The sequence below is a fragment of the Alkalihalophilus lindianensis genome (assembly GCF_032843265.1).
GTDB lineage: Bacteria > Bacillota > Bacilli > Bacillales > Bacillaceae_D > Alkalihalophilus > Alkalihalophilus lindianensis.
The window spans coordinates 1,114,214-1,135,540 of the sequence record NZ_JAWJBA010000001.1; the positions used below are offsets into that span (position 1 = coordinate 1,114,214).

At 34.5% G+C, this 21,327-nt stretch carries 16 protein-coding genes, 2 pseudogenes, 1 riboswitch and 1 other annotated feature; of the genes and pseudogenes, 2 read left to right on the plus strand and 16 right to left on the minus strand.

Annotation, left to right across the window (positions count from 1 at the left end; genetic code table 11):
• Positions 1 to 26: 26 nt before the first annotated feature.
• The 8 genes from RYX56_RS06215 to RYX56_RS06250 form a co-directional block, all read right to left on the minus strand.
• Positions 27 to 1,472 carry a glycoside hydrolase family 32 protein gene (locus RYX56_RS06215; protein ID WP_317121191.1) on the minus strand — a complete coding sequence of 482 codons (1,446 nt, stop codon included), beginning with the start codon at positions 1,470 to 1,472 and terminating at the stop codon, positions 27 to 29.
• Between the two features lie 17 nt (positions 1,473 to 1,489).
• Entirely contained in the window at positions 1,490 to 3,094 is a 1,605-nt protein-coding gene (locus RYX56_RS06220; protein WP_317121192.1) for an extracellular solute-binding protein, read from the minus strand.
• Positions 3,095 to 3,117: 23 nt separating this feature from the next.
• The gene (locus RYX56_RS06225) at positions 3,118 to 3,978 is read right to left on the minus strand and encodes a carbohydrate ABC transporter permease (protein WP_317121317.1); all 861 of its coding nucleotides are present in this window, start codon (positions 3,976 to 3,978) and stop codon (positions 3,118 to 3,120) included.
• Between the two features lie 114 nt (positions 3,979 to 4,092).
• Positions 4,093 to 4,959 carry an ABC transporter permease gene (locus RYX56_RS06230; RefSeq protein ID WP_317121318.1) on the minus strand — a complete coding sequence of 289 codons (867 nt, stop codon included), beginning with the start codon at positions 4,957 to 4,959 and terminating at the stop codon, positions 4,093 to 4,095.
• Between the two features lie 389 nt (positions 4,960 to 5,348).
• Entirely contained in the window at positions 5,349 to 5,978 is a 630-nt protein-coding gene (locus RYX56_RS06235) for a YesL family protein (RefSeq protein ID WP_317121193.1), read from the minus strand.
• 275 nt (positions 5,979 to 6,253) lie between these two features.
• On the minus strand, positions 6,254 to 7,552 hold the full coding sequence (locus tag RYX56_RS06240) for an ABC transporter substrate-binding protein (protein ID WP_317121194.1): 1,299 nt from the start codon (positions 7,550 to 7,552) through the stop codon (positions 6,254 to 6,256).
• A gap of 39 nt (positions 7,553 to 7,591) precedes the next feature.
• Positions 7,592 to 9,178: a response regulator transcription factor gene (locus tag RYX56_RS06245; RefSeq protein WP_317121319.1), complete on the minus strand. Its 1,587-nt coding sequence runs from the start codon at positions 9,176 to 9,178 to the stop codon at positions 7,592 to 7,594.
• Positions 9,153 to 10,943, minus strand: coding sequence for a cache domain-containing sensor histidine kinase (locus tag RYX56_RS06250; RefSeq protein WP_317121195.1), 1,791 nt, complete (start codon positions 10,941 to 10,943; stop codon positions 9,153 to 9,155). Before RYX56_RS06250 ends, RYX56_RS06245 begins: the two co-directional genes overlap by 26 nt.
• A 1,714-nt stretch (positions 10,944 to 12,657) precedes the next feature.
• Between RYX56_RS06250 and RYX56_RS06255 the strand changes: the two genes are divergently transcribed.
• On the plus strand, positions 12,658 to 12,957 hold the full coding sequence (locus RYX56_RS06255; protein ID WP_317121196.1) for a hypothetical protein: 300 nt from the start codon (positions 12,658 to 12,660) through the stop codon (positions 12,955 to 12,957).
• A gap of 57 nt (positions 12,958 to 13,014) precedes the next feature.
• Here the strand turns inward: RYX56_RS06255 and RYX56_RS06260 are convergent, their stop codons facing one another.
• The 7 genes and pseudogenes from RYX56_RS06260 to RYX56_RS06290 form a co-directional block, all read right to left on the minus strand.
• Positions 13,015 to 13,455, minus strand: coding sequence for a hypothetical protein (locus RYX56_RS06260; protein WP_317121197.1), 441 nt, complete (start codon positions 13,453 to 13,455; stop codon positions 13,015 to 13,017).
• Positions 13,456 to 13,628: 173 nt separating this feature from the next.
• Positions 13,629 to 13,783 (minus strand): annotated as a pseudogene (locus tag RYX56_RS06265) (type I restriction enzyme endonuclease domain-containing protein); the annotation flags it as partial.
• A 12-nt stretch (positions 13,784 to 13,795) separates the two neighbouring features.
• Positions 13,796 to 13,948 (minus strand): annotated as a pseudogene (locus RYX56_RS25755) (hypothetical protein); the annotation flags it as partial.
• A gap of 10 nt (positions 13,949 to 13,958) precedes the next feature.
• Positions 13,959 to 14,987: a hypothetical protein gene (locus RYX56_RS06275; RefSeq protein WP_317121198.1), complete on the minus strand. Its 1,029-nt coding sequence runs from the start codon at positions 14,985 to 14,987 to the stop codon at positions 13,959 to 13,961.
• Positions 14,988 to 16,007: 1,020 nt separating this feature from the next.
• Positions 16,008 to 16,604 (minus strand): hypothetical protein, encoded by a 597-nt coding sequence (locus RYX56_RS06280; protein ID WP_317121199.1) that lies wholly within the window; start codon positions 16,602 to 16,604, stop codon positions 16,008 to 16,010.
• A 322-nt stretch (positions 16,605 to 16,926) separates the two neighbouring features.
• Positions 16,927 to 17,103: a hypothetical protein gene (locus RYX56_RS06285; RefSeq protein WP_317121200.1), complete on the minus strand. Its 177-nt coding sequence runs from the start codon at positions 17,101 to 17,103 to the stop codon at positions 16,927 to 16,929.
• A gap of 629 nt (positions 17,104 to 17,732) precedes the next feature.
• Complete coding sequence (locus RYX56_RS06290) at positions 17,733 to 18,380, minus strand: hypothetical protein (protein WP_317121201.1); 648 nt, start codon at positions 18,378 to 18,380, stop codon at positions 17,733 to 17,735.
• Between the two features lie 231 nt (positions 18,381 to 18,611).
• Positions 18,612 to 18,694, minus strand: a riboswitch (cyclic di-GMP riboswitch).
• Positions 18,695 to 18,963: 269 nt separating this feature from the next.
• Between RYX56_RS06290 and RYX56_RS06295 the strand changes: the two genes are divergently transcribed.
• Complete coding sequence (locus RYX56_RS06295) at positions 18,964 to 19,260, plus strand: hypothetical protein (RefSeq protein ID WP_317121202.1); 297 nt, start codon at positions 18,964 to 18,966, stop codon at positions 19,258 to 19,260.
• Positions 19,261 to 19,906: 646 nt separating this feature from the next.
• Here RYX56_RS06295 and RYX56_RS06300 read toward each other — a convergent pair.
• Positions 19,907 to 20,905 carry a tryptophan--tRNA ligase gene (locus RYX56_RS06300; protein ID WP_317121203.1) on the minus strand — a complete coding sequence of 333 codons (999 nt, stop codon included), beginning with the start codon at positions 20,903 to 20,905 and terminating at the stop codon, positions 19,907 to 19,909.
• 57 nt (positions 20,906 to 20,962) lie between these two features.
• Positions 20,963 to 21,213 (minus strand) — a binding site (T-box leader).
• Positions 21,214 to 21,327: the final 114 nt, after the last annotated feature.

The window sequence follows — 21,327 nt, forward strand, 5'->3', positions numbered from 1 at the left end:
CCTGATGTCTTACATTTTTTCTCTACTTATTTACAAGGGATTGAGACGTAACCAGCAGCTTTGATCGTTCCATTAAACGTATGAATCGAGATCGCTTCGCAAGCTTTATCCGGATACACTAAACTTGTTAGAGAATACTCCCCATCATTAACTAGTAATTCTAAAGATGAAGAGTCAACAACTAAACGCAGTTGAACATTGTCTGTATTCTCAAGCTTCACCTCTTGATCGAGTAAGAACATATCCGAAAAGTCAATTTGTCCAGACTTTTTACGGTCTAGCACCAATACGTTCTTTACTGAATCAAACGTAATCGTAGTATGTTGCTCTTTTGTATGATGCACAGTGATGCCAAATTGTTCTGCATCCACTCTCTCAAGATTTAAAGTCAAATCAACATACGATTCTTCAACTTTTAGTGTTTTTGTTCCTTCTACGATGCACTCGTCAATGTCAACCTTTTCAGAGAAATAAGAATTGAGTTCTCCTACCAATCTTTGAATAACTTTATAGTCTTCTCCAACTTTACGAACGGCAAGCTCCCTTGGTAACGTCATCTGACTGCGCCATCCCTCTGTTGGAACTTGGTTGGCATATCTCCAATTACTCATCCAGCCAAGATAAATGCGTCTTCCATCCTCATCTGGAATATCAGAGAAGCTAACTCCTGCATAATTGTCTTTTCCAAAGTCGAGTAATTTGATCGATTCATGGTCTGCTGTAAAGGTGGAACCATTAAAGGAGCCAGTGAAATATTGTGTAAAGGACCCCCTGTCAAATTCAGGATTGTCTCCAATACTCACAATCAATACCCATTTCTCTTCCTCACTGTCTTCAATCTTTAATGTAAATAGATCCGGGCATTCCCACACGCCATCATGAGAACCAATCCCCTCTCCAAATTCACTTTCAAATTTCCAATCTATTAAGTTTGGTGACGAATAAAATGTGATCGTATGACCTGTTGCTAATGACATAATCCATTTTTCTGTTTCCTTATGCCAGAACACTTTCGGATCTCTGAAGTCTACTTTCGTGTCATGACCAAGAACTGGATTCCCTTCGTACTTTGTCCAAGTTCTTCCTTTGTCGTGACTGAAAGCTAAACTTTGTGTTTGTACTTGCGGCTTTTCTTCTATGCCATCTAAATGATGCGTGAAAATTGCGACTAACCCTGGCTCTTCTGGAAAAAAACCAGAAGTATTATTCCAATCTACTACAGCACTACCAGAGAAAATCGTTCCATGTTCATCCGGATATAATGCAATATCGAGCTCCTCCCAAGTAATCATGTCCTTACTAACCGCGTGACCCCAATGCATAGGCCCCCAAGTTGTTCCCTCCGGATGATGTTGAAAGAATAGGTGGTACTCTCCTTGGAAATACACCAAACCATTAGGATCATTCATCCAATTCTTTTTAGGAGCAAAGTGTAATTTAGGTCTGTATGTTGCTAGGGAATTAATTGTCATTTTCATAACCTCCATTATTATTCTTCTGTTGAGCGGTCATAACCCGCTTGTTTAATTTCTAACCATTCTTGGAAATTAAGTCGGTCTAATTCTACTAAATAACCTTCCCACTCTTCTTCTACTTTTCCATTTGTTATCCATTCTGCTCGTTTTCTATTAACGAAAGGCATTAAATCTGCTTCAATTGTTGAAAGTCGATCTAGTTCCTCTCTGCTATGAAAGACTCTAGGATAAATATTTTCTGCTTGCATATGTGGAACCATCACTTCTTCCATTAAACCTAGTCTCCATGCAGCATCGTCTGGTTTCGTTGTAACCGTTCCATAATAGCTATCTAGTATTGCTAAAGGGCCGCCAATAGAAGTTCTCTCTCTCAATTCAACAGGTGCGGTACCGTCTAACGGTAAGTGCTCTAACATTTGAGCGCTTTCATCGAATTCAAAAATGTTTTGCTGCGAGTCATCCCCATACGTACCCCAGTTGTTTTGTACCGATTGAATCGGATCATATAGTTGATCAATCCATTTTGCTGTTAACTCAAGATTTTGGTTTGCACTTGTAATAACCATTCTTGAACGGTCAAAGCCCATTCCATTTGTTCTTGTTACATTAATGTGACCATCAGGACCTGCTAGTGGAGCCATTAAATCATAATCATCGTTCATACCTGAGATATTTCCTTTATCCCACGTAAAGTACAACCCATAACGTCCCTCTTGTCCTTTAGCAACATATCTCGGCCAATCTTGTTCGAAACCTTCAATATCCAATAAATCTTCTTCATATAGTTCATTCATGAATTTAATTGCATCTTTATATCCTTCATCTGCTGCTGTTAGTTTCACTTCACTATCATTTGTTACAACAGTACGATCCCAGTTATCACCTAGGCCAAAGGAACCGAATAAGAATCCTGGATCTTGTCCACCATCATTAATGATAAAGGACATTGGAATCGTTTGTCCGTCGCCAGCTGGATCATGATCTCTAAAAGCAATTAATACATTTTTTAATTCATCAGTTGTTGTTGGCATATCTAATCCTAATTCATTTAACCATTTCACATTAATCCAAGGAAAATTATCAACGGAGTGAATACTTCCCTTTCCTTCTCCAAGTTCTTCAATCCAAGGGAAAGCATAAATGTTTCCGTCTGGAGCCGTCATCATTGCTCGATACTGTGGTGCTTCCTCTAACACCGCTTGTAAATTAGGCATATAATTATCAATTAAATCGTTAAGAGGAATAATGGCTTCGTCTTTTGCTAAATTTAATAATTCATAATCACTATAGCCTGCATTAAGTATTGCATCCGGCATTTCACCACTAGACATCGCTAAATTTCTTCTTTCACCAAATTGTGCTCCTGTAAAGTTTCTCCACTCAATATGAACCCCTGTTTCTTCTTCAAGGCGCTGAAAAATTAATTTATCATTTGGATCATCAGGTGCTAACGGTGAGCTTTCTGTTAAAAATTTTAATGATACTTCTTCTTCTAATGGAAATGAGATATCTGATAGCTCATAATCCTCAGACCATGTTCTTTCGGAATTGCCGCTACATGCAACGAGCAGTGACGTTCCAATTAACATTGCTGACATTGTTTTAACAATTTTTTTCATATCAATACCCCACTTTTCTTTTTTTATTTTAATGACCCGACCATAACACCTTTTTCAAAGTATTTTTGGAAGAATGGGTACATAATTAATAACGGTAAACTTGCCACAACAATCGATGAATACTTGATCATCTCGGCTATCCTTTGCATCTCCGCCCTTGCAAGTTGATCTGCAATCATTCCCGGCTGTACTTCATTTTGAATTAAAATGTCACGCATAATTAACTGCAGTGGATATAATGACCTGTCTTCCAAATAAATCATTGCGTTAAAATATGAATTCCATTGCCCAATGAAAGCATATAGAGCGAGTACAAAAATAATTGGCTTAGCCAATGGTAATATAATGTTTAAGAATATTTTAAAGTCAGAAGCACCATCAATTCTTGCCGCTTCTTTCAACTCATTTGGTAACGCTTTAAAATAAGTTCTTGCTAAAATAATGTTCCAAACGGTAACAGCTCCGGGCAATATAACCGCCCAAGGTGTATTAATCATCCCAAGCTCTCTTACAAGTAAATATGTTGGGATCATTCCCCCATTAAAGAACATTGTAAAAAGGAAGAAAATCATTAAAGCTTTTTTCCCAGCTAGATTATCAATAGATAAAGAATATCCTGCGAGGATCGAAAAACCTACTGAAATTAGAGTAAATCCACCGGCATATAAAACAGAATTTAGGAAGCCTCTCATAATGGAACCATCTGTAAATATACGAACATAACCGTCTATTGTCCAATGTTCAGGATTAAACGAGATTCCCCTAGTTACTAGAATCTGAGGCTGTAAAAACGAACCCAATAGCACATATAAAAGAGGAATCGTAACAATTAATACGATTAAACCTAATACAACTCTATTTAAAAGAAGTATAAACCGATCCATTTTAGAGTTATTAATTAATCTATTATGGATCGATTTACTTTGGATCTGTAGTCGTTTCTTCTTCCATATGCTTTTTTCTTCTTTTTTCAAGTCACTCATGCTATTAACTCCTTTCTAGTAAAGTGATTCACCATTAAGTCTTTTGACAATATAGTTTACCGACACAAGCAAAATCAAGCTCACAACTGAGTTAAATAATCCAACTGCTGCACCAAATGACCAGTCCCCTGCTTGTAACCCACGTTTATATACATAAGTATCAATGATTTCTGAAGCAGGTAAATTCATGTCCGTTTGAAGAAGGTATGCTTTTTCAAATCCCACTCCCATGATTCCTCCAACTGCCAAAATAAAGAGGACAGCCATCGTTGGTTTTAATACTTGAATATCAATATGCCAAATTCTTTGTAATAGTGACGCCCCGTCAATCGTTGCTGCATCATGTAGCTGTGGGTCCGTATTGGAAAGTGCAGCAACATATATAATAGAGGCAAAACCAGCGCCTTGCCATATTCCAGAAGCAATGAAAATAGTTCTAAAATAATCCGGATCAGACATAAACGAAATAGGGCGATCTAAGAAAGCCGATAACATAGCATTAATAGGTCCTGCTGGTGATAGAAAGATAAAAATCATCCCGCCGATGACAACTGCTGATATAAAGTGTGGTGCATAAATCATTAATTGAATATTCTTTTTAATATTTGCTCTTCTCACTTGATTTAACATAAGGGCTAATACAATGGGAACAGGAAATCCGATGAGAAGTTCAAAAGCACTTAGTTTTATCGTATTTGCAAAAATTTGATGAAAGTTTGGCGATTGTAAGAAATTAGTAAAATGTGCCAAACCAACCCATTCACTTGCCATGATTCCTCTTGTTGGACTAAAATCCTTAAATGCAATTGTCACTCCATACATGGGTATATAATTAAATAAAAAAACTAAGATGACAGCAGGTGCTAAAAATATATAAAGCATGTAATTTTTTTTAATATAGTTTAGAAGGCTTTGTTTCTTTTTGTTGACATTAGGAACTTTATTAGAAGTAACACCAGTAACCTTTACCGGTGAGCCTAACTCTTTATCCATGAAAACCCCTCCTTAAGTAATAGATTTATCTTTTACTAACTCTTGAATCTTGAAAACTTTTATTCCTCCTACCTTTTCGATTTGCATCAATGTTTCAAAAAAGCTGTAATCCTTGTGTTTAAAGTAAGGAACCGCTTTCTTGTCTTTAATATAGCAAAATGTTTTAACAATATATTTCAATATTTTCGGTTTAACTTGTTTAATATTTTCGGCATCTGAAAACGTTTGCAGAGATTAGACATAAAAAATCCCCTAGTTGCTAACTAGAGGACTTCACTTTATTCAACTGCTTCATTCAAGGTAAACTCTTTTCTCGGTAACGAGTACGATGCTACTTTCATCATCACAAAATTGATTAAGCTCATACCAAAAATAAAGATTAAAACTGGGAAATTTATATATATATATAATACGATCGCTAATCCACCAACCATCATAATTGTTTGGAACGGTTTGGCCACAGCCAGAATTAAAGCATGTTTTGGGTATTGCCAAATCTTTAAATCGAAATGAACGAATAGCGGAAACATAAAAAGTAACGTTAGTAAATAGACAAAACCAACAACAACTGTGATGCTCGCTAAAGCTAATTGTAAAAGGCCGGTATCTAATAATTGTAATACTCTTAAATCAACGTATAAAATCAGGCCAACAAGTAAGAAAAGATAACCAATAATGTTTGACATGATGAATTCAGATTTAAATTTGCTCCAAAATAGTTTAATGACAGAGACATCTTCATCCTCCATTATCAATTGTCTTAAAACAGCAAACATTGCTGCAGTAGCTGGAAATAAACCTACTATAAACAGACCTAAGAAAGAAAACAATAACCATAAAAGATTTAGTAGAACTAAATTAAATGCCAAAGTACCTATTCGCATGTACCATGGTGACCTTTCAAACATGTTTGTTCACCTCCATTGTGATAATTTTCGTTTTTCCACCTCTTCTTTACTTTACCAGAAGCACCGAAAATAATAGTTTAATATTTTTGGTTAAGGATGTTTAAGATATTCAGGTGTCCCTGACACACTAAGCAAACTTAGCAAGACTCCATAAAAACCCCCTAGTCATTCTAGGGGGTTTTTCTAGTGCAACGTAGCTTGATAATGGCTAAGCTCGCTGCTCTCATTTATGAGTAACCGCTTTAGAGAGGCTAAAAACCATGTAGTAGCTTTGCTCATTGAGTCGAGTTAAGGGCGTTATTAATTTTTTCTACGGCTTCGTCTGCGGCTTCTTTTACATCTTTTTCGTTGAGAACGATGTCTTCAAATAAATCCTTAATAGCCTTACTAATAACTGGATAAGCTGGGGTGACTGGGCGATTCTTTGAATAGCTTTGTCCTTGTTCAATAAAAATGTTTTTTGGATACTCTTTAAGCTCAGGCAAGTCCTCGACTACGGAGTGCCTTGCCGGGATATCTCCTGTGATCTCCGAATGCTTTTTAACAGCATTATAGCTTGTAGCAAATTTAATAAATTCCCACGCTTCATCTGGATGTTCAGACTTTGCTGAAATCCCTAGAGTCCAACCTCCATTTGGTGTAACTTGGTAATCAGCTTTTGGCAATGGTGCGATCCCAAAGTCTTCTCCTAACACCAAACCATAACTTTCAAGATCTACCAAGTGCCAAGAACCCATGACCGTCATAGCAAGCTGATTCGATTCAAAAGGAACAGGAGGCAACTCGACCGTTGCTACACGATGCTTCAAATATAAATCTTGATAAAATTTAAGGGCTTCCAATGCTTCTTCAGAATTTAAATATCCCTCAGCAGTTGTCCCATCTGGACTTAATACATCTGCTCCGAACTGCCACAGGAATGGCAATTTAAAATAAGCAGGGCCTTCTCCTTCACTAAAGCCTTGAGCCGGGTCGATCCCATAAATACCCTGTTCTGGATTATGGATTTTTTTGGAAATATCGAGCACCTCGTCCCATGTCATCGCTTGTTCTCTTGACGGAAAAGGGATCCCAGCCTCGTTAAATAGATGCTTATTATAAAATAAGGCAATACTAGATTCTGCGATAGGGGCAACATAAATTTCATCCTGATAGGTTAACCCTTTCAATGTGTGCTCAAAGATGTCTTCAATATTTCCTTCTTCTTTCATGTATCGATCTAACGATAATAGCGTACCAGCATTGGCATATAAAGCTAAGTTAGGACTATCAATGGACATAATGTCGGGGTGGTTTCCAGCAACTAACTCCGTTCGGAGTCTAAGTTCATATTCATTTGCCCAGTGCATGGAAAGCATATTGATCTTTATATGAGGATGAGCTTCTTCAAACTCAGAAACCAATTCTTCATATGCCTGATTAGACGCGTGGTTCGCTAAATTACGTAAAAAGGTAAGCTCAACTAGTTCTTTATCATTTTTTTCATCACGCTCATTAGAATACGGGCCAACATAAATTAACGACACCCCTACAAGAAAACATAGAATAATGACGATTACAGCTCTTTTGCTCACCTGGTTTCCCCTTTCATTTTCTTTCCTTAAGCCTTCAATTTATGACACTTCTGATTTACGGAATGCTAAAGGTGTTAGCCCAAATTGTTTTTTAAAGACAGTACTAAAGTAGCCTGAATTCGAAAAACCAACTAAATTAGCCACATCAATGATTTTAAGCTGTTTATCTTTAAGAAAGTGCTTAGCTTTTTCCATTCGTAAATGAACGAGATAATCACTAAAGTTTTGTCCAACTTGAAGTTTAAACGTCTCTGATAAATAAGCACTATTTATATGAAATAATTTAGATAATGAAGTAAGCGAAATCTCATTTGCATAATGCTCGTCCAAATAGTGTCGTATACTTTCAATTAATTTGCTGTTTGAAAAACGAGCTAATCGTACTTTTTCAACAATTACCTGTGCTAATTGAATGAGAAACTCAATTACTCTATGTTGAGAATTTAGCTCCCAAATACTTTGTTGGCAATTCCAAATCGTGTTTTGGATATCTTTCGTCTCAGTATCGTATTTCTTCACCAATGAACCTAATAGAAAGAGTACTCGGTTGGCTACAAAGGTAAAAGATAAAACAGACTGAGCCTTTGCTCCCCCAAGGATATTGTTAAGATTCTCTTTAAACATCTCGATATCAACATTTTCAATAGCATTTGTTAACTTTCGTTCAAAATCAGGAGAAAAATCAAAAACTGCCTCTCTCGCTACCGTCTCATCGATTACTTGTGAATGACCGCCAAGTTGACTTTGACTCCAAGAAAGCAAACTAGTGATATACCCATTTCTAAATTCTTCAAGACCTTTTACAACATTTCCAATTCCTATGACCGTTTCTAAGTTTAAGTAATTCTTGACCTTTTCTTGAATGGATTTAACTAAGTTTGGTGTCTGCTCTGGAGTTTTTGAATCGAGCAGCTGCAAGAATTGAACCATATTCGTATAACTTGGATCGTAAAACGAGTACGTTCCTTCATGCTCTTTCGATATTTCCTTACATAACATTTGAAAAGGAAGCCATAATTCCTTTAATCGATTCGGATTATCCTCTGATTCTCTAATTTCTACCGTTGCAAACTGCACTATTACATTTTCATCTGCCAGTTCCTCTAACTGCAGCTGCAGAAGCCTCTCTTTCACCATCCTAAGTTGCAACCATTCTCCTTTTACTAATTGAAGGAAATATTGTTCTTGTACTTGCTGAAGGTGAGAATGGACAAGTTGACGCATCCGTTCTGATTCAATTTGACTTTTCTTCTCTTCCTCAATTTCTTTCCGTATTCTTCTTAATGCTTCTTCTAACTCATCAGGGGCAACGGGTTTTAATAAATAGTCTCTAACTCCTTCCTTCATTGAGTCGCGCACATAGTCAAAATCAGAATATCCCGATAAAACAATCAACTTTACATGTGGATATTTTTCGTAACACCGTTTAGCTAATTCGACTCCGTCCATAATAGGCATTCTCATATCAGTAATGATTAAATCGACATCAATATTTTTCAGTAATTCAAGTGCTTCTTGACCGTTGGATGCTTCGGCAACAATTTCAAAGCCTTCTACTTCCCAGTCTACTTTAAACCGTAAGCCTTTACGAACTTGAATCTCATCGTCCGTGATTATGACCTTCATCACAAATATCCCCCCTAAAGTTAATACACAATGTAATCCGTGTCCCTACATTCTTTTCGGACTTTATTTGATAGGAAAAATCTTGTCCATAGTAAAGCTTTAATCGTCCAATTACATTTTCAAGTCCAATACTGTTGCCTTTACTCTCTAATACAGTAATCGTTTCATCATCCATTTCTTCTTTAGCTAAATTAGCAATAACCTCCTCAGACATTCCTATCCCTTTATCTTCAACAACAATGTATACGTTATTTTGAACTTTTTCCGTTTTTATGTAGATTTGTGCAGACGATTTTTCAATAAAACTATATTTCACTGCATTTTCTACGAGCGGTTGTAAAATAAATTTTATAATCGGAAATCGTTTTGTTTGCAGCTCCTCGTCAATTTCCACTTTTATAGCATCCTCATATCTTAGCTTTAAAATGTCTGTGTAACTTTTAATATAACTTACTTCTTCGCCTAACTTCACCACGTTGCTTTTTGTATTCAATGAATACCTCATCATTCTGCCTAAATAAACACTGACATTCATAACTTCTCTATTTTTTCCTTGAACGGCTAATCCCCCAATGATTTCTAGAGTATTGTTTAAAAAATGTGGATTAATCTGCAATAATAACGCTTTGTACTCAGCATCTTTCCGACGCAGGTTAGCCTCGTATTCTGTTTCGATTAACTTTTTTAATTGTTCAATAGTGCGATCGAACACATTAATAAGATAACCGACTTCATCGTTATGCGATTTTATTGTCGGCATAAAGCGTTTGGCCCCAGTAAAATCCCCACGTTCAATATATCCCATCGCTTTCGCCAAATTTCCAAGTGGTCTTGTAATCGTTGAAGAAAGCATGAAAGAAGCGACTATTGTTAGCATAAATACAACACCACTCGTCAGTAGTAAGTTGCGCTGTAAATTGTTCACTTTTGAAAACAAGTCAGACTCAGTCACTTCACTAATTAAAATCCAATCTCCTATCGGTAATTTTTGAAAAAACATTAAGTAAGTTTCGCTATTATGGTCCGCTTCGATTAACCCTTTTTGTTGATAACCATTCGCTATTTCAGCCAAACCTTGTTTTAAAATATTATGAGGGAGATCGACTTGTGCTTGAAAAACATTTGACCCTTTTTGGTCGATCAAATAGGCTCGACCTTCTTGTCCAATTTTAATTTTATTTAAAGCCTTCTCTAGCAAGTCAGATGGAAAATTAACTTTTATGATCCCGCTTGGAACTAACGTATTTGTATCAAAGAGAGGCAATATATAACTGTTTATTTCACCTGGGTATGGCTGCAATTGGTCGATATGTGACTTTGCAAACTGTTGTTCATGTTCAATAAAATCTTGGAACCACTCTTCCTCATCGAGGTCTGGATTATTCCCCCAAATCCCAGTACCATCATAAAGAAGTATCGAAATGGACATAAAATTTGAATTGTTCACCATCATGGAAGATAACAAACTTCTTAGTTCATTCTTCATCAGCAAAGTCTCATCATCCGCAACATTCTCTTTTTCCAGCCTTAACCACTCTTGGGTCGTTTCGTTAATGAGCACCTGCTTGCCTAAATCCTCGGCCTGTGTCGTAATCGAGTCAACATACAACAAATACTGATCCATCATTTCAATTGTTAAGTCTTGTGCCTGGTCTCTAATTATAGTTGCAAACCAACTTGGAATAATAATTGATAATAAAATAAATGGAATCGTTAGCAAACATGTAAAAATAAGAAATAAACGATTGCGCAATGTAAAAAACATCTCAGCCTTCTTTCCCAATAAGATAAAAAAAGAAACCCCTTACATTTTATCCTAAGATTTTATACGTCACTATAAATCTAGTTCATTCGCTGTTAAATGTTCAATCAGTAAATTAAGTCTTCCTACCTATTCTTTGTATAGAACATTAGCATATCGCCCACACTTTTACCACTTGAAAATTTAAAGTAATCGCCGCTAGCAGGAGGTTATTAATTAGTAATTTAGAGCCCGTGTTCATTTTAAAAAGAAAAGCCCTCTCGCTCAAAAGCATTAAGTATTTAGTATTTAATAGGTTGAATTTTTAATTTAATTATCCAACCATTTTTGACTGACTCATTCAGTCCCTCTTTAAAATGGAAGGTACGAGAACACTTCAACCACTCATCTCTCTTGGTCGTCGTTTTCCAAAACAATCAAGCAATCGTGATATGCGAATCTTTTAACTTGGTTCATTGAAATAAAAGGAACTGGCAGGTTCAAGGTACACAAAAAACACGCCTCTCAAAACCTGAGAAGGCGCGTCTTTATTAACTTTCTTATGAATGACCCGTACTGGGTTCGAACCTGTGACCTCCACCCTGTCAAAATAAAGATTAATGAACAACGGTGATTAATTAAGTTAATATGGTTTAATGAGGCCTTTAATATCAAAGGATTTAAGAAGTTCAAATTAAATTACTGTAAATAAGTTATACCTAAAAAAATAATTCTGTGCACAGATTTGTGCACAAAGAGTAAGTGTGTGGTCGTTTAAGAAAAAAGTTATCAGTTCGTAATATTAAGTTAGCCAAATATTCTGGTTGACCTGATATTACGAACAGTTTTATGATAACGGGTGGTCGGGGGTCGATAAAGGTCATAAAGTGTTGTTATTGTAAGATTTTATGAAGATGATGTGTAAAATTTGTGTAAATTTATTCAGAGTTCAATTAAGGTAGAATGTTTGCCAACTTATTTTGTTCCAACACTCCACATGACCGGAATAAGTAATATTGACAATTTCAATTTAAAATGAGATATACAGTGTTCTCCGATAACTTCAGTGAAGATTGTCTTTTTTACTCCTTACATCATGCCGCCCATATAGGGGCTGAACTCACTCTACTAAACTTGAGGGGTTTTTTAGGTGATACAACACTATGTTTAAGATTTATTAAAAGGATGCTTTTAATTTTAAAGCATTCTTTTTTATTTTAATTTTAGTTGATTATAATGTTTGGTCAATTTGTGGTCATTTTGCTTTACGGCATAAATAAGAAGTAAAGGTTATTATTCGTACACGAACTTTAATTCATAGACGCTGACCTCCACCCTGTAGGTGGATAGGGTGATGGGAATATGACAGTTTCAGTAGGAAAACATTGATTTAATAGGCTCTAGATTTTGCTATGTAGGGCTATGTAGGATATATTCAGATGAAATTGGTGGCAGTATGATTATGTTTGCCGCCAATCTGCCAGCAGCTAAAATCCTTAAATCATAAGGATTTTAACGAACTCTATACACGCTAAATTACTGCTGACATATTTAGCTTTAAGGTAGCTGTAGTCTAAATGTGTTGAGTGCTGATTGTAGATAATAAATTCAAATAAAAAGATGTAGCTTTGTTCACCTTCAAACTCTAATCCCTTATGAAACTGGGGAATTATTCTATCTCAGTACCTATTTTTTTTCTTCTTGCTCTTCTTCAATAATTTTTTTAAAAATAATCGGAATGGCTTTTTCTTTGACAAATTGTTCTGTAGAAGAATTTGGCTTTATTTGCATCTCATTAACACAGATATATAACCAAGAATTTAATGAGAAAAATTCTTATAAAATCAACAACTTGCAATTTGACGGAACAAGCCAAGAATATATTGATAATAAGCTCGAGCAATTGGGATTAAGGCGCACATTCATAATAGATGGTGGCTCATGGTCAGATGATTTAGATTCTCAAGAAAATACTTCATTAACAAAGTTCGGTAAAGGCTTTATTGAATTTTTTAGAAGTAGAAAAATTTATGGTTAAAGCATCAATTGGAATTTTGAATTTAAAAACGTGAAAAAGCCCCATCTAGGTACTTTTTCAGTTCTTTTTCTTTCTCAAGATCGGATGATTAGCTTTTTTAACATTTCCACTTTTCATCTTTTTGTCCCACTTATCGACTTGTTCCATTAACACTTCTAACCCTTCCATTTGTTCACCGATCTTACTAACATCATATTCACCAGTAAATAAACTTCTCAAATCCTTGTCCTGGTTTTGCATCTTATATTTCTCTATTTCTTGTTGATGTAGTTTTTCTAATAGCTCTCTCTCATGATTTAATTTTAACTCTTGTTCTCTAAGTTTTGCGTCATATTCAATTTTGATCTTGTCCTTCTCATTCTCGTGTACATGTTTTTGATTTTCCAATTGTGTTTTAGCTTTTGATTTCTCGTTAATACGAGTGAATACAAAAGTAAGAATAGCAATAAAAGTCCCACCAATTAATTCAGGTATATAGTTAATAATCGCGTCCTGCATAACACGCCTCCCCCAGAAAATCAGATGATCTACTTCATGTAGAAAACAAACACAGCTATCTTATATCTATTTCCATAGAAGTTTAAAGTGCTAAGCAAGTACCCGCAAGTTACTTGCTTAGTATACTCAATACCACTTCTATGGTAATCGGAAAAGACAATACTACAGCTCTTTTAAACCTCCATGTTCCCGGCCATCAATTCAGCTTGCACTACTGTCTCTACAGCCATTTTTTGAAGATCAGGTGGATAACCGTATTTTTTAACAGGCGTCGCACAATAACCCTCATCTTTGCTCGCGCTGAATCTCTTAGGTTCCAGTCTATAGCGGACCGCTGCATCTGCGCCTGAAAACCATACTGCGAACGAGGAGCTTCATCTGCCATAACGACCACGTTGCGACGCTCTGTTAATGCACCCGTTTGGTCCATAACTTCCTCTGGAGCAAACTTTTGCATGGTAGTAAATATAATCCCACCTGATTCAACGGAAACGTACTTTAGTTTAGTCCCTCTGTTTTAAAAGAAGAGGAATATAAGCAGCAATAAACGCTGATAGTAAGGTCGTAATCAAAGTGTTCGTATTATCTTTTATCCAATTTGGTAATGTTAGAAACAGAGAAGTGTTAGCAGCCTCTATTTCATCAACAGTACCTGAAACCTTCACTTCCGACTTCTGGTTATTAATCTCCATTGCAACTGAAACATTCCCTTTTCCATTAAGACTAGCTTGCAACAATTCTAAAGTTCTAGGTTCAGCAGATTCAATAAAGTTCAAATTGGATTTTTCTTTTGGTATATTAAAAAAACTAAATTTAGACTCATATATAGAATTACCGGTCTCAACTTCTGTATTAAATATTACACTACTTGATAAGCTTTCAATAAAATGATTGTTCCCTTGGGTTAAAACCTTAAATTTCATAGTTTCTGATGGCGTTTTAAACGCCGTATATGTGTCTCTAGGTAAAAGAGAAATTGCATTGTTGACAATTACTTCAGAATCGTACTCCCATAACTCCTCAATATCATTTTGATAAAAAATTAGCAAGAACTCTTCAGGATTATACCCAGAAATTTCAAATTCAATATCAGCCAATTCATTGTTAAATTGAATTTGATAACCACTCTCTGAACTTTCAATCACATTAATGTATTTCAAATTTTGTTCAATTGTTATCACAACACTATCTTTGAATTTAATAGTGGAATCTCCTTTTAATAATAGTCTTAAATCCCCTTTGCTAATTGAGGTAAAATCGCCATTTCTCATTCTTACAATTGGTTCCATATTTGTAAGTTCAATCCAATCCGTATTTTGAAAGCTTAAACTGTCTGTCTTAAAAGATAATTTAATTCTATTTTTTTCAGATAAACTCTCAAACTTAGATACATTTACATCACCGTTATACACAATAAATGCACTTTTAGAACCAAAAAAACTTATACCTAGTAGTATTATAACTGTCATTAGTACTGCTAATGGTAGGAACATTTGTGTAATAACTATAAATTTTTTAAAGTTATTTTTCATCTTTTCACCTTCAACCTGTAAGACAAATTCGGTATATTGAAATTATCTTTTTTTAAAATACTTCAGAATAATATATTTAATTGATTTCATTATTATCCTTTGCTTATCTGATAAATAGAAAACTATATTATTTTAAAATAGCACAACTATATAACCTTAGGATTAATTTCTAACTCCAAAATTTATATTAATTCATATTAAAAAGACTCTTATTAGCTATCTTAATTTATAGATTTTATTATCATTTATATAAGTCTAGTTATTACCACTCTTTAAGTCTCGCTTCTGAAATTCTCTATCCAGGATAGATTTACCTACACCTGTTCTAGTTTCAATTTCATTAATAGTGTAATTATTCGACAACCAAAGTTCCACTGCTTGTTCAACTTGCCCTTCCTTTGCTAACTTCCAACCTGCTTACCGTTTCTCTGCTAACACTTCTCTTTCATTTCCTGCTAGTGCCGATAGAATGTCTGATATTACTCTCACCCTCGTTATTGGGTTAGAAAGGAAGCTATAGATTGTCATTCAAACAAAAACATTAATTACAATTTTCAATTCTAGTAATTATTGTTTTCCAAAGCAGGTGGTTAGAGTCTCAATTTCCCCAAAATAGCCGGATGGATGTCCCACCGGCTGATTTAAATGTACTATTTAAATTTTAAGAAAACAATGGTCTTTTGAAAAAATTACCATTAGCAATTTTATAATTAAACTTTGATATCATGACCGAAATTGAAAAATAATTGGTTAAATACCGACGATCTAACTCGTTTTCCAATGGGAAAGAGATGCGAAGCAGAGTCTCACCCGATTTTGAAGCCTTAGTTGGATTGGTTGATTTTACGACTCGAAGCGCAAAAGGGGAAATTTCCAGTTAAAAGAGAAGCCAACTACTATCCTTTGGTCTTTATTGTTTTGACCTTCGACTCCTTAAAGTTACCTGCATTTTATTTTCCCTTACGAAAAGTTACAGTGTTACCGAGTTATATACTATGTACAACTTTTAAAAGACTTGTTTTAACTACTTTCTTTCCCCTCGTTATTACTGATAATGATATCCATGCGCTTACTCCATGCCATTCCAATATTATGTGCATCTCTAAACTCATATCCATTAATATCTTTTCCGTTTCGATCATTTAAAAGTGTTACAGTATAAAAGGGATTATTCCAGTCATTCGTTGATACAACTAACTCAACTTTGTGGACTACCTTACGAGCATTTTTTTGCCCTGTTACACCACCAATGATTGCGCCAATCCCACCTGCTAATGCTCCACCTACAACAGCCCTACTTACTGCGCTAGTTACTGAGCTTTTATATTCCGTACTATCGTCGATCTGTAATTTCACGCCAGTGATTTGACTGTAGTAATAACCAATGTAACCCGTATTATTATTATAGAACCAAATAATCCCGTCTCCATGATCTTGTACTAAGTAAGTTCCATCCCAAAATCTATGATGTGTATAATCAATAATTTTATTCTTCTTCAAGAATCCATCAAAGCCACCCTCTTCTTTTTTCAAAAAGAATAATGAAGTTGGAATTACTAAAAGTGCGGTGATGATAAATAGAACTGCAAACAACCCTAGTCCAAATAGTATTAACAATTATAATTTCTCCCTTTTTTAAGACGATCCCCAACTGCCTTATTATTTAATACCCCTCACTATCATCGGCAGATAACTGCCAAGTCATTAGTACGATTTTTAATTACTTTCTACAGGATAACTAAGATGGCATCTTACCGTATACAGAACGGAAGCCCTACAGAGTGTTGGTGAAGCATGAGCCTTACAGTCTGTGATTATTGAGCTGTTTAATGTTGAAGTGATGGTGACAAAGAAAATGCACCCCGTTTGTTAAAGAAACTATGTGTTATTTTTGATGTTTCTATTAATCACTTAAAATGTGGGCAGTAGTTCTTTTAAATTACAAGCGTAGTTTATTCATCCCATTAAAGTACATATTTGTTTCAAAGATTATTCCTAAAATAAGAACAGGTATAAAAGCTATAAAAGTAAAGTCATAAACCAAAAACATTCCAGCACTAATTAAAATAGAAATATTTATTGCATGTGATTTAGCTTTTTCAACCTTCTCATTCATTACAATACCTCTTTCAGAACTATGTTCACGCGTACCATATTTGTTTTGATAGAATGATGATACTGAAACGCAGAATTATCTACTGTGCGAAAAGTGCAACACACTTAATTCTAAATCAAGACTTAAAACATTCGGTGTTTACTCAAACTAACAGAAATTAATGTATACTATTCTCAAAATTAGAATAAAAAAATTATATAACTGGGTTACTTTACTTAATACCCCATTTCCACCTGAACATTAGAGCTTATTTCATTCAAATACCTAATACCTTCTGGCTCTACATTAGTATTTGTTAGTTCAATTTCTTTTAAAGATGGGAAATTATCACTGTTTAGTAAGTACTCAACATCTTCTAGAGTTTCAAAATTCATGTTATAAAATACAATATATTCTATTTGCTTTAATTTACTCAGTTCTCTAACAAACACTTGGTTAACATAAGTAGATACCCGAATATTTTTCAATGATTCAATTTGCGATAATGGAGATAAGTCTAAAGTTACTGTGTGATCATAACTTAAGTCTGAGTAGTCTATTGTGAAAGATTTTAAATTAAAGGCATTCTCTATACCAGATAAGCTTTTAACCCCGTAATTTATTTTAATATTTTCTAATTGTAAAAGTTTTTATATGGTTATTTCCTTATTTTTTGAATCGATATGATTTAAGACATTATATTGTAAAGAAGAATCCGGGATTACTTCAACAACTGTCTCGACTGTTTTATTTTCCACGTTATTATTAGTTACATTTTCATCATAAGATTCAGTAAAATCTGCCCTCACTAAACTTAGATTATCTGATGTATTAGGAAAATATAGTTTAATCGCATTATCGTCTATGTACTCTATTTTTACGGAGGTCCTACCATACTCCCCTATTAAGTCAAGAAATTGAAGATTATATTCTTCTGATAACGTATAACTTGTAGTCATAACCGGTTCTCCCTCAATTTTGATACTAAGCTCATTCATGGAAAAGTTTATTTCAGCTTTATCATTTGATATTTCTCCATTACCCTCCCAATTTCCAATTAAATACTCAGTTGTTATCACCCGATTCTTTACAGCTTTTTGATATCCCTCTTCACCTGCATATTTATCTCGTTTGCTTTCTTTAACTGTATTCGAAAAGGCCATATTTGCATCTTTCACTACATTAAGACCATCATAAGTCACTATCTCATTATTATCCATGAGCTGCGAAATCAACGTTGACCAAATCGCAATTGTTATAAATGCCAAAGGCAGGACTAAAAAAATTACTTTCTTCATAGAAACCTCCAATATAAAATCCTTAAAATTAATAAACCAAAAGTTTTTCCTACGTTTTTTTTAATGGTTATTTTTTATTGCACCCCCATTTTTTCTTTGAAGAAATTCGTTACAGTGCCGATAATTCAATCTACTCCCATCAAAAATCTCACTTTCTTCACTCCTATTAAGGGTGAGAATTATAAAAAGCCTACCAGAAAAAAGGTAGACTACTAGCACAAATCTATCTTGTCCGGTAACTCGGCTACCTTAGCAATTGCTTTAGGTCCGTAGCTTTGCGTCCCTATCTTTCGAAAGGTTTGCCATCATCAGAAAACATATTAAAATATAGGTATCTTGTATTACTTTTTAATTATAAGGTATAGTTCAAATGTATCAATAGATTCGACAAAATAAGACAAATATCTGATTTATGGCAAGTTTTAATCCCGTTACTTAAGTACAGAGGAAAGAAATATGAAATTAATTTCTTCCACTTAATAATCAAATTTATCAATTTACTTGACTCTTATGCAAATTAAATTAATGTTTTAGAAGGGTTTTGTTAAAAAACATCTAATTAATAGAACTGGAGGTGATTCTGTTGGATAAATTTTATGACCAACACCTAAACGATGATGAATTAGAAGAATTTCTAGATGAAGTGGGAGAAACGATTGAAAGTTTAGAACGTATGAATGCTTTGAATTATTTATCTCCACTTCAAAAGTCAGCATACGAAGAAGTCAGCAAAGTAGAGATTGATAAGATTAATGGCTATGTAGAACCAAATGTCCCCACATTTGAAATCTGTGCTAAACGGCTGAAAGTGAGCGAATCAAAATTCAAGGATTTAATTTATGAAGCTCATGAAGAATTATGGAAGTTATTACGAAAATAATAATAAGGATTTTACTTCCCACCGAGATAAGCTTAAATCCCACAAAAACAAGTGTACATATTTATCTCACTAGTTAAAATTCTATACCTCACATTCACTGACAAGAATCTAATCATTATCTTCCTCATTCTTTAAAGATCTCCAAACTTATTAATCACAATTCTCTCTTTAGTAAACACGACTCCAGCCACCATCACCTTAACCACTTTCAATTAAAAATTTGCTAACTAGGTTCATCTTTCTAAAACCCAGTATTTCATGACTAGTGACTTCTGAAAGTAAAAACTCAAATCAATGAATTCGACTTTTTCGCTATTATAATTAAGTGGCTACATTATTTGATCAATCTCTAATTACTAGATCAAATAACGTAAGATCATTATTATGATTAAGTAAAAGAGACCTATTCGTTTTTTATTAAAAGTTAAGAAATAATTAAAATCTTCTATATTGTAGTTAGTATATAAATTGTCAAACATTGAAAAGGGTAATAGAAAAGAGGATAGGTGAGCAGTAATATATCTGCTATATCTATCCCTTTTTTTATTACCAATGACCTCATTTACCATAACAACAGAGTTTGGTGTTGTTGAAATAACGCTACCCGTTAGTTGAAGTGCAATCCTTCACAATATCTCTTTATTACTTATACATTAAAACCGATTTTACGCTTAATCTCTTTTAAGAATGGAGAACTAATAGTTCTTGCCTTTTCTGCTCCTTCTCTAAGGATTGCATCTATTTTATCTGGGGAGGACATTAGTTCATTATATTTTTCCCGTGGCTCTTCGATAAATCTATTCATCACGTTAAACAATTCCTTTTTCGCATCTCCCCACCCAATTCCTTGAAGGTATTGTTCTTTCATCTTTTCAACTTCAGTATCAGAAGCAAATTCTTTATATAGCATAAAGATTGGAGATATATCAGGGTCTTTTGGTGCTTCTGGTGGTAATGAATCCGTTATGATTTTGTTTATAAGCTTTTGTAATTTTTTAGGCTCTTCAAAAAGTGGGATTGTATTATTATAACTTTTACTCATTTTCCTACCATCTAATCCAGGTAATACAGATGTTTCTTTTTGGATTTTGTACTCTGGTAATAAAAATGTCTCGCCGTAGGCATTATTAAAACATTCAGCAATATCCCTGGCAATTTCAACATGCTGAACTTGGTCTTTTCCAACAGGAACAACTTCAGTTTTAAACATCAATATATCGGCAGACATGAGAATTGGGTAGTTAAACAAACCCATATTAACACCAAAATCCATATCTTTCTCTGATTTTTTATTACTATCGACAATTGCTTTATAAGCATGAGCCCTATTCATTAAACCCTTGGAGGTAAAACAACTCAATATCCAATTTAACTCAAAAATTTCAGGCACATCAGATTGCCTATACAAGGTTACTTTTTCAGGGTCAAGTCCCAATGCTAACCATGTTGCTGCAATTCCGTATGATAAATGTCTAAATTCCTCAGCATTATGAATTTTTGTAAGCCCATGGTAATCAGCCACAAAGTATGCTGCTTTATAATCTTCAATTTTAGCTAGTTCTAATGCTGGTTTTATCGCTCCAATATAATTCCCTAAATGAATTTGTCCCGTTGGTTTTATTCCAGTTAATATAGTTTTACTCATAAATAAACCTCCCTCAAATTATAAAATTAAATACAAAAAGGGTTACCCATCCCAAAATAAAAGGACGAGTAACCCGTGGTGCCACCTTAATTCGTTCACGTAAGTAAACGCACTTAATCCGTACAGAAACAGTATATTTGTTTCAATACTTAGTCTCTTTTAACGGTAAGACATTCCGCTAAACCTACTAATTATTTCAGTCTAGTAGCTCAGAAGCCCATTCAACAATAGTCCCGCACTGATTTTCACCAACCATCAGCTCTCTGAAGCGTTCATAAAAGTTTACTCTTCTTCTTCATCGCACTCTAATTATTATTATTAACTTTCATTGTAAAATATGGATAATAAAAGTTCAAGATTCTAAATGAAAACGTACTCTGTATCTTGTACTAATCTGCTCCGTTATTTGAATAACTTTCAGT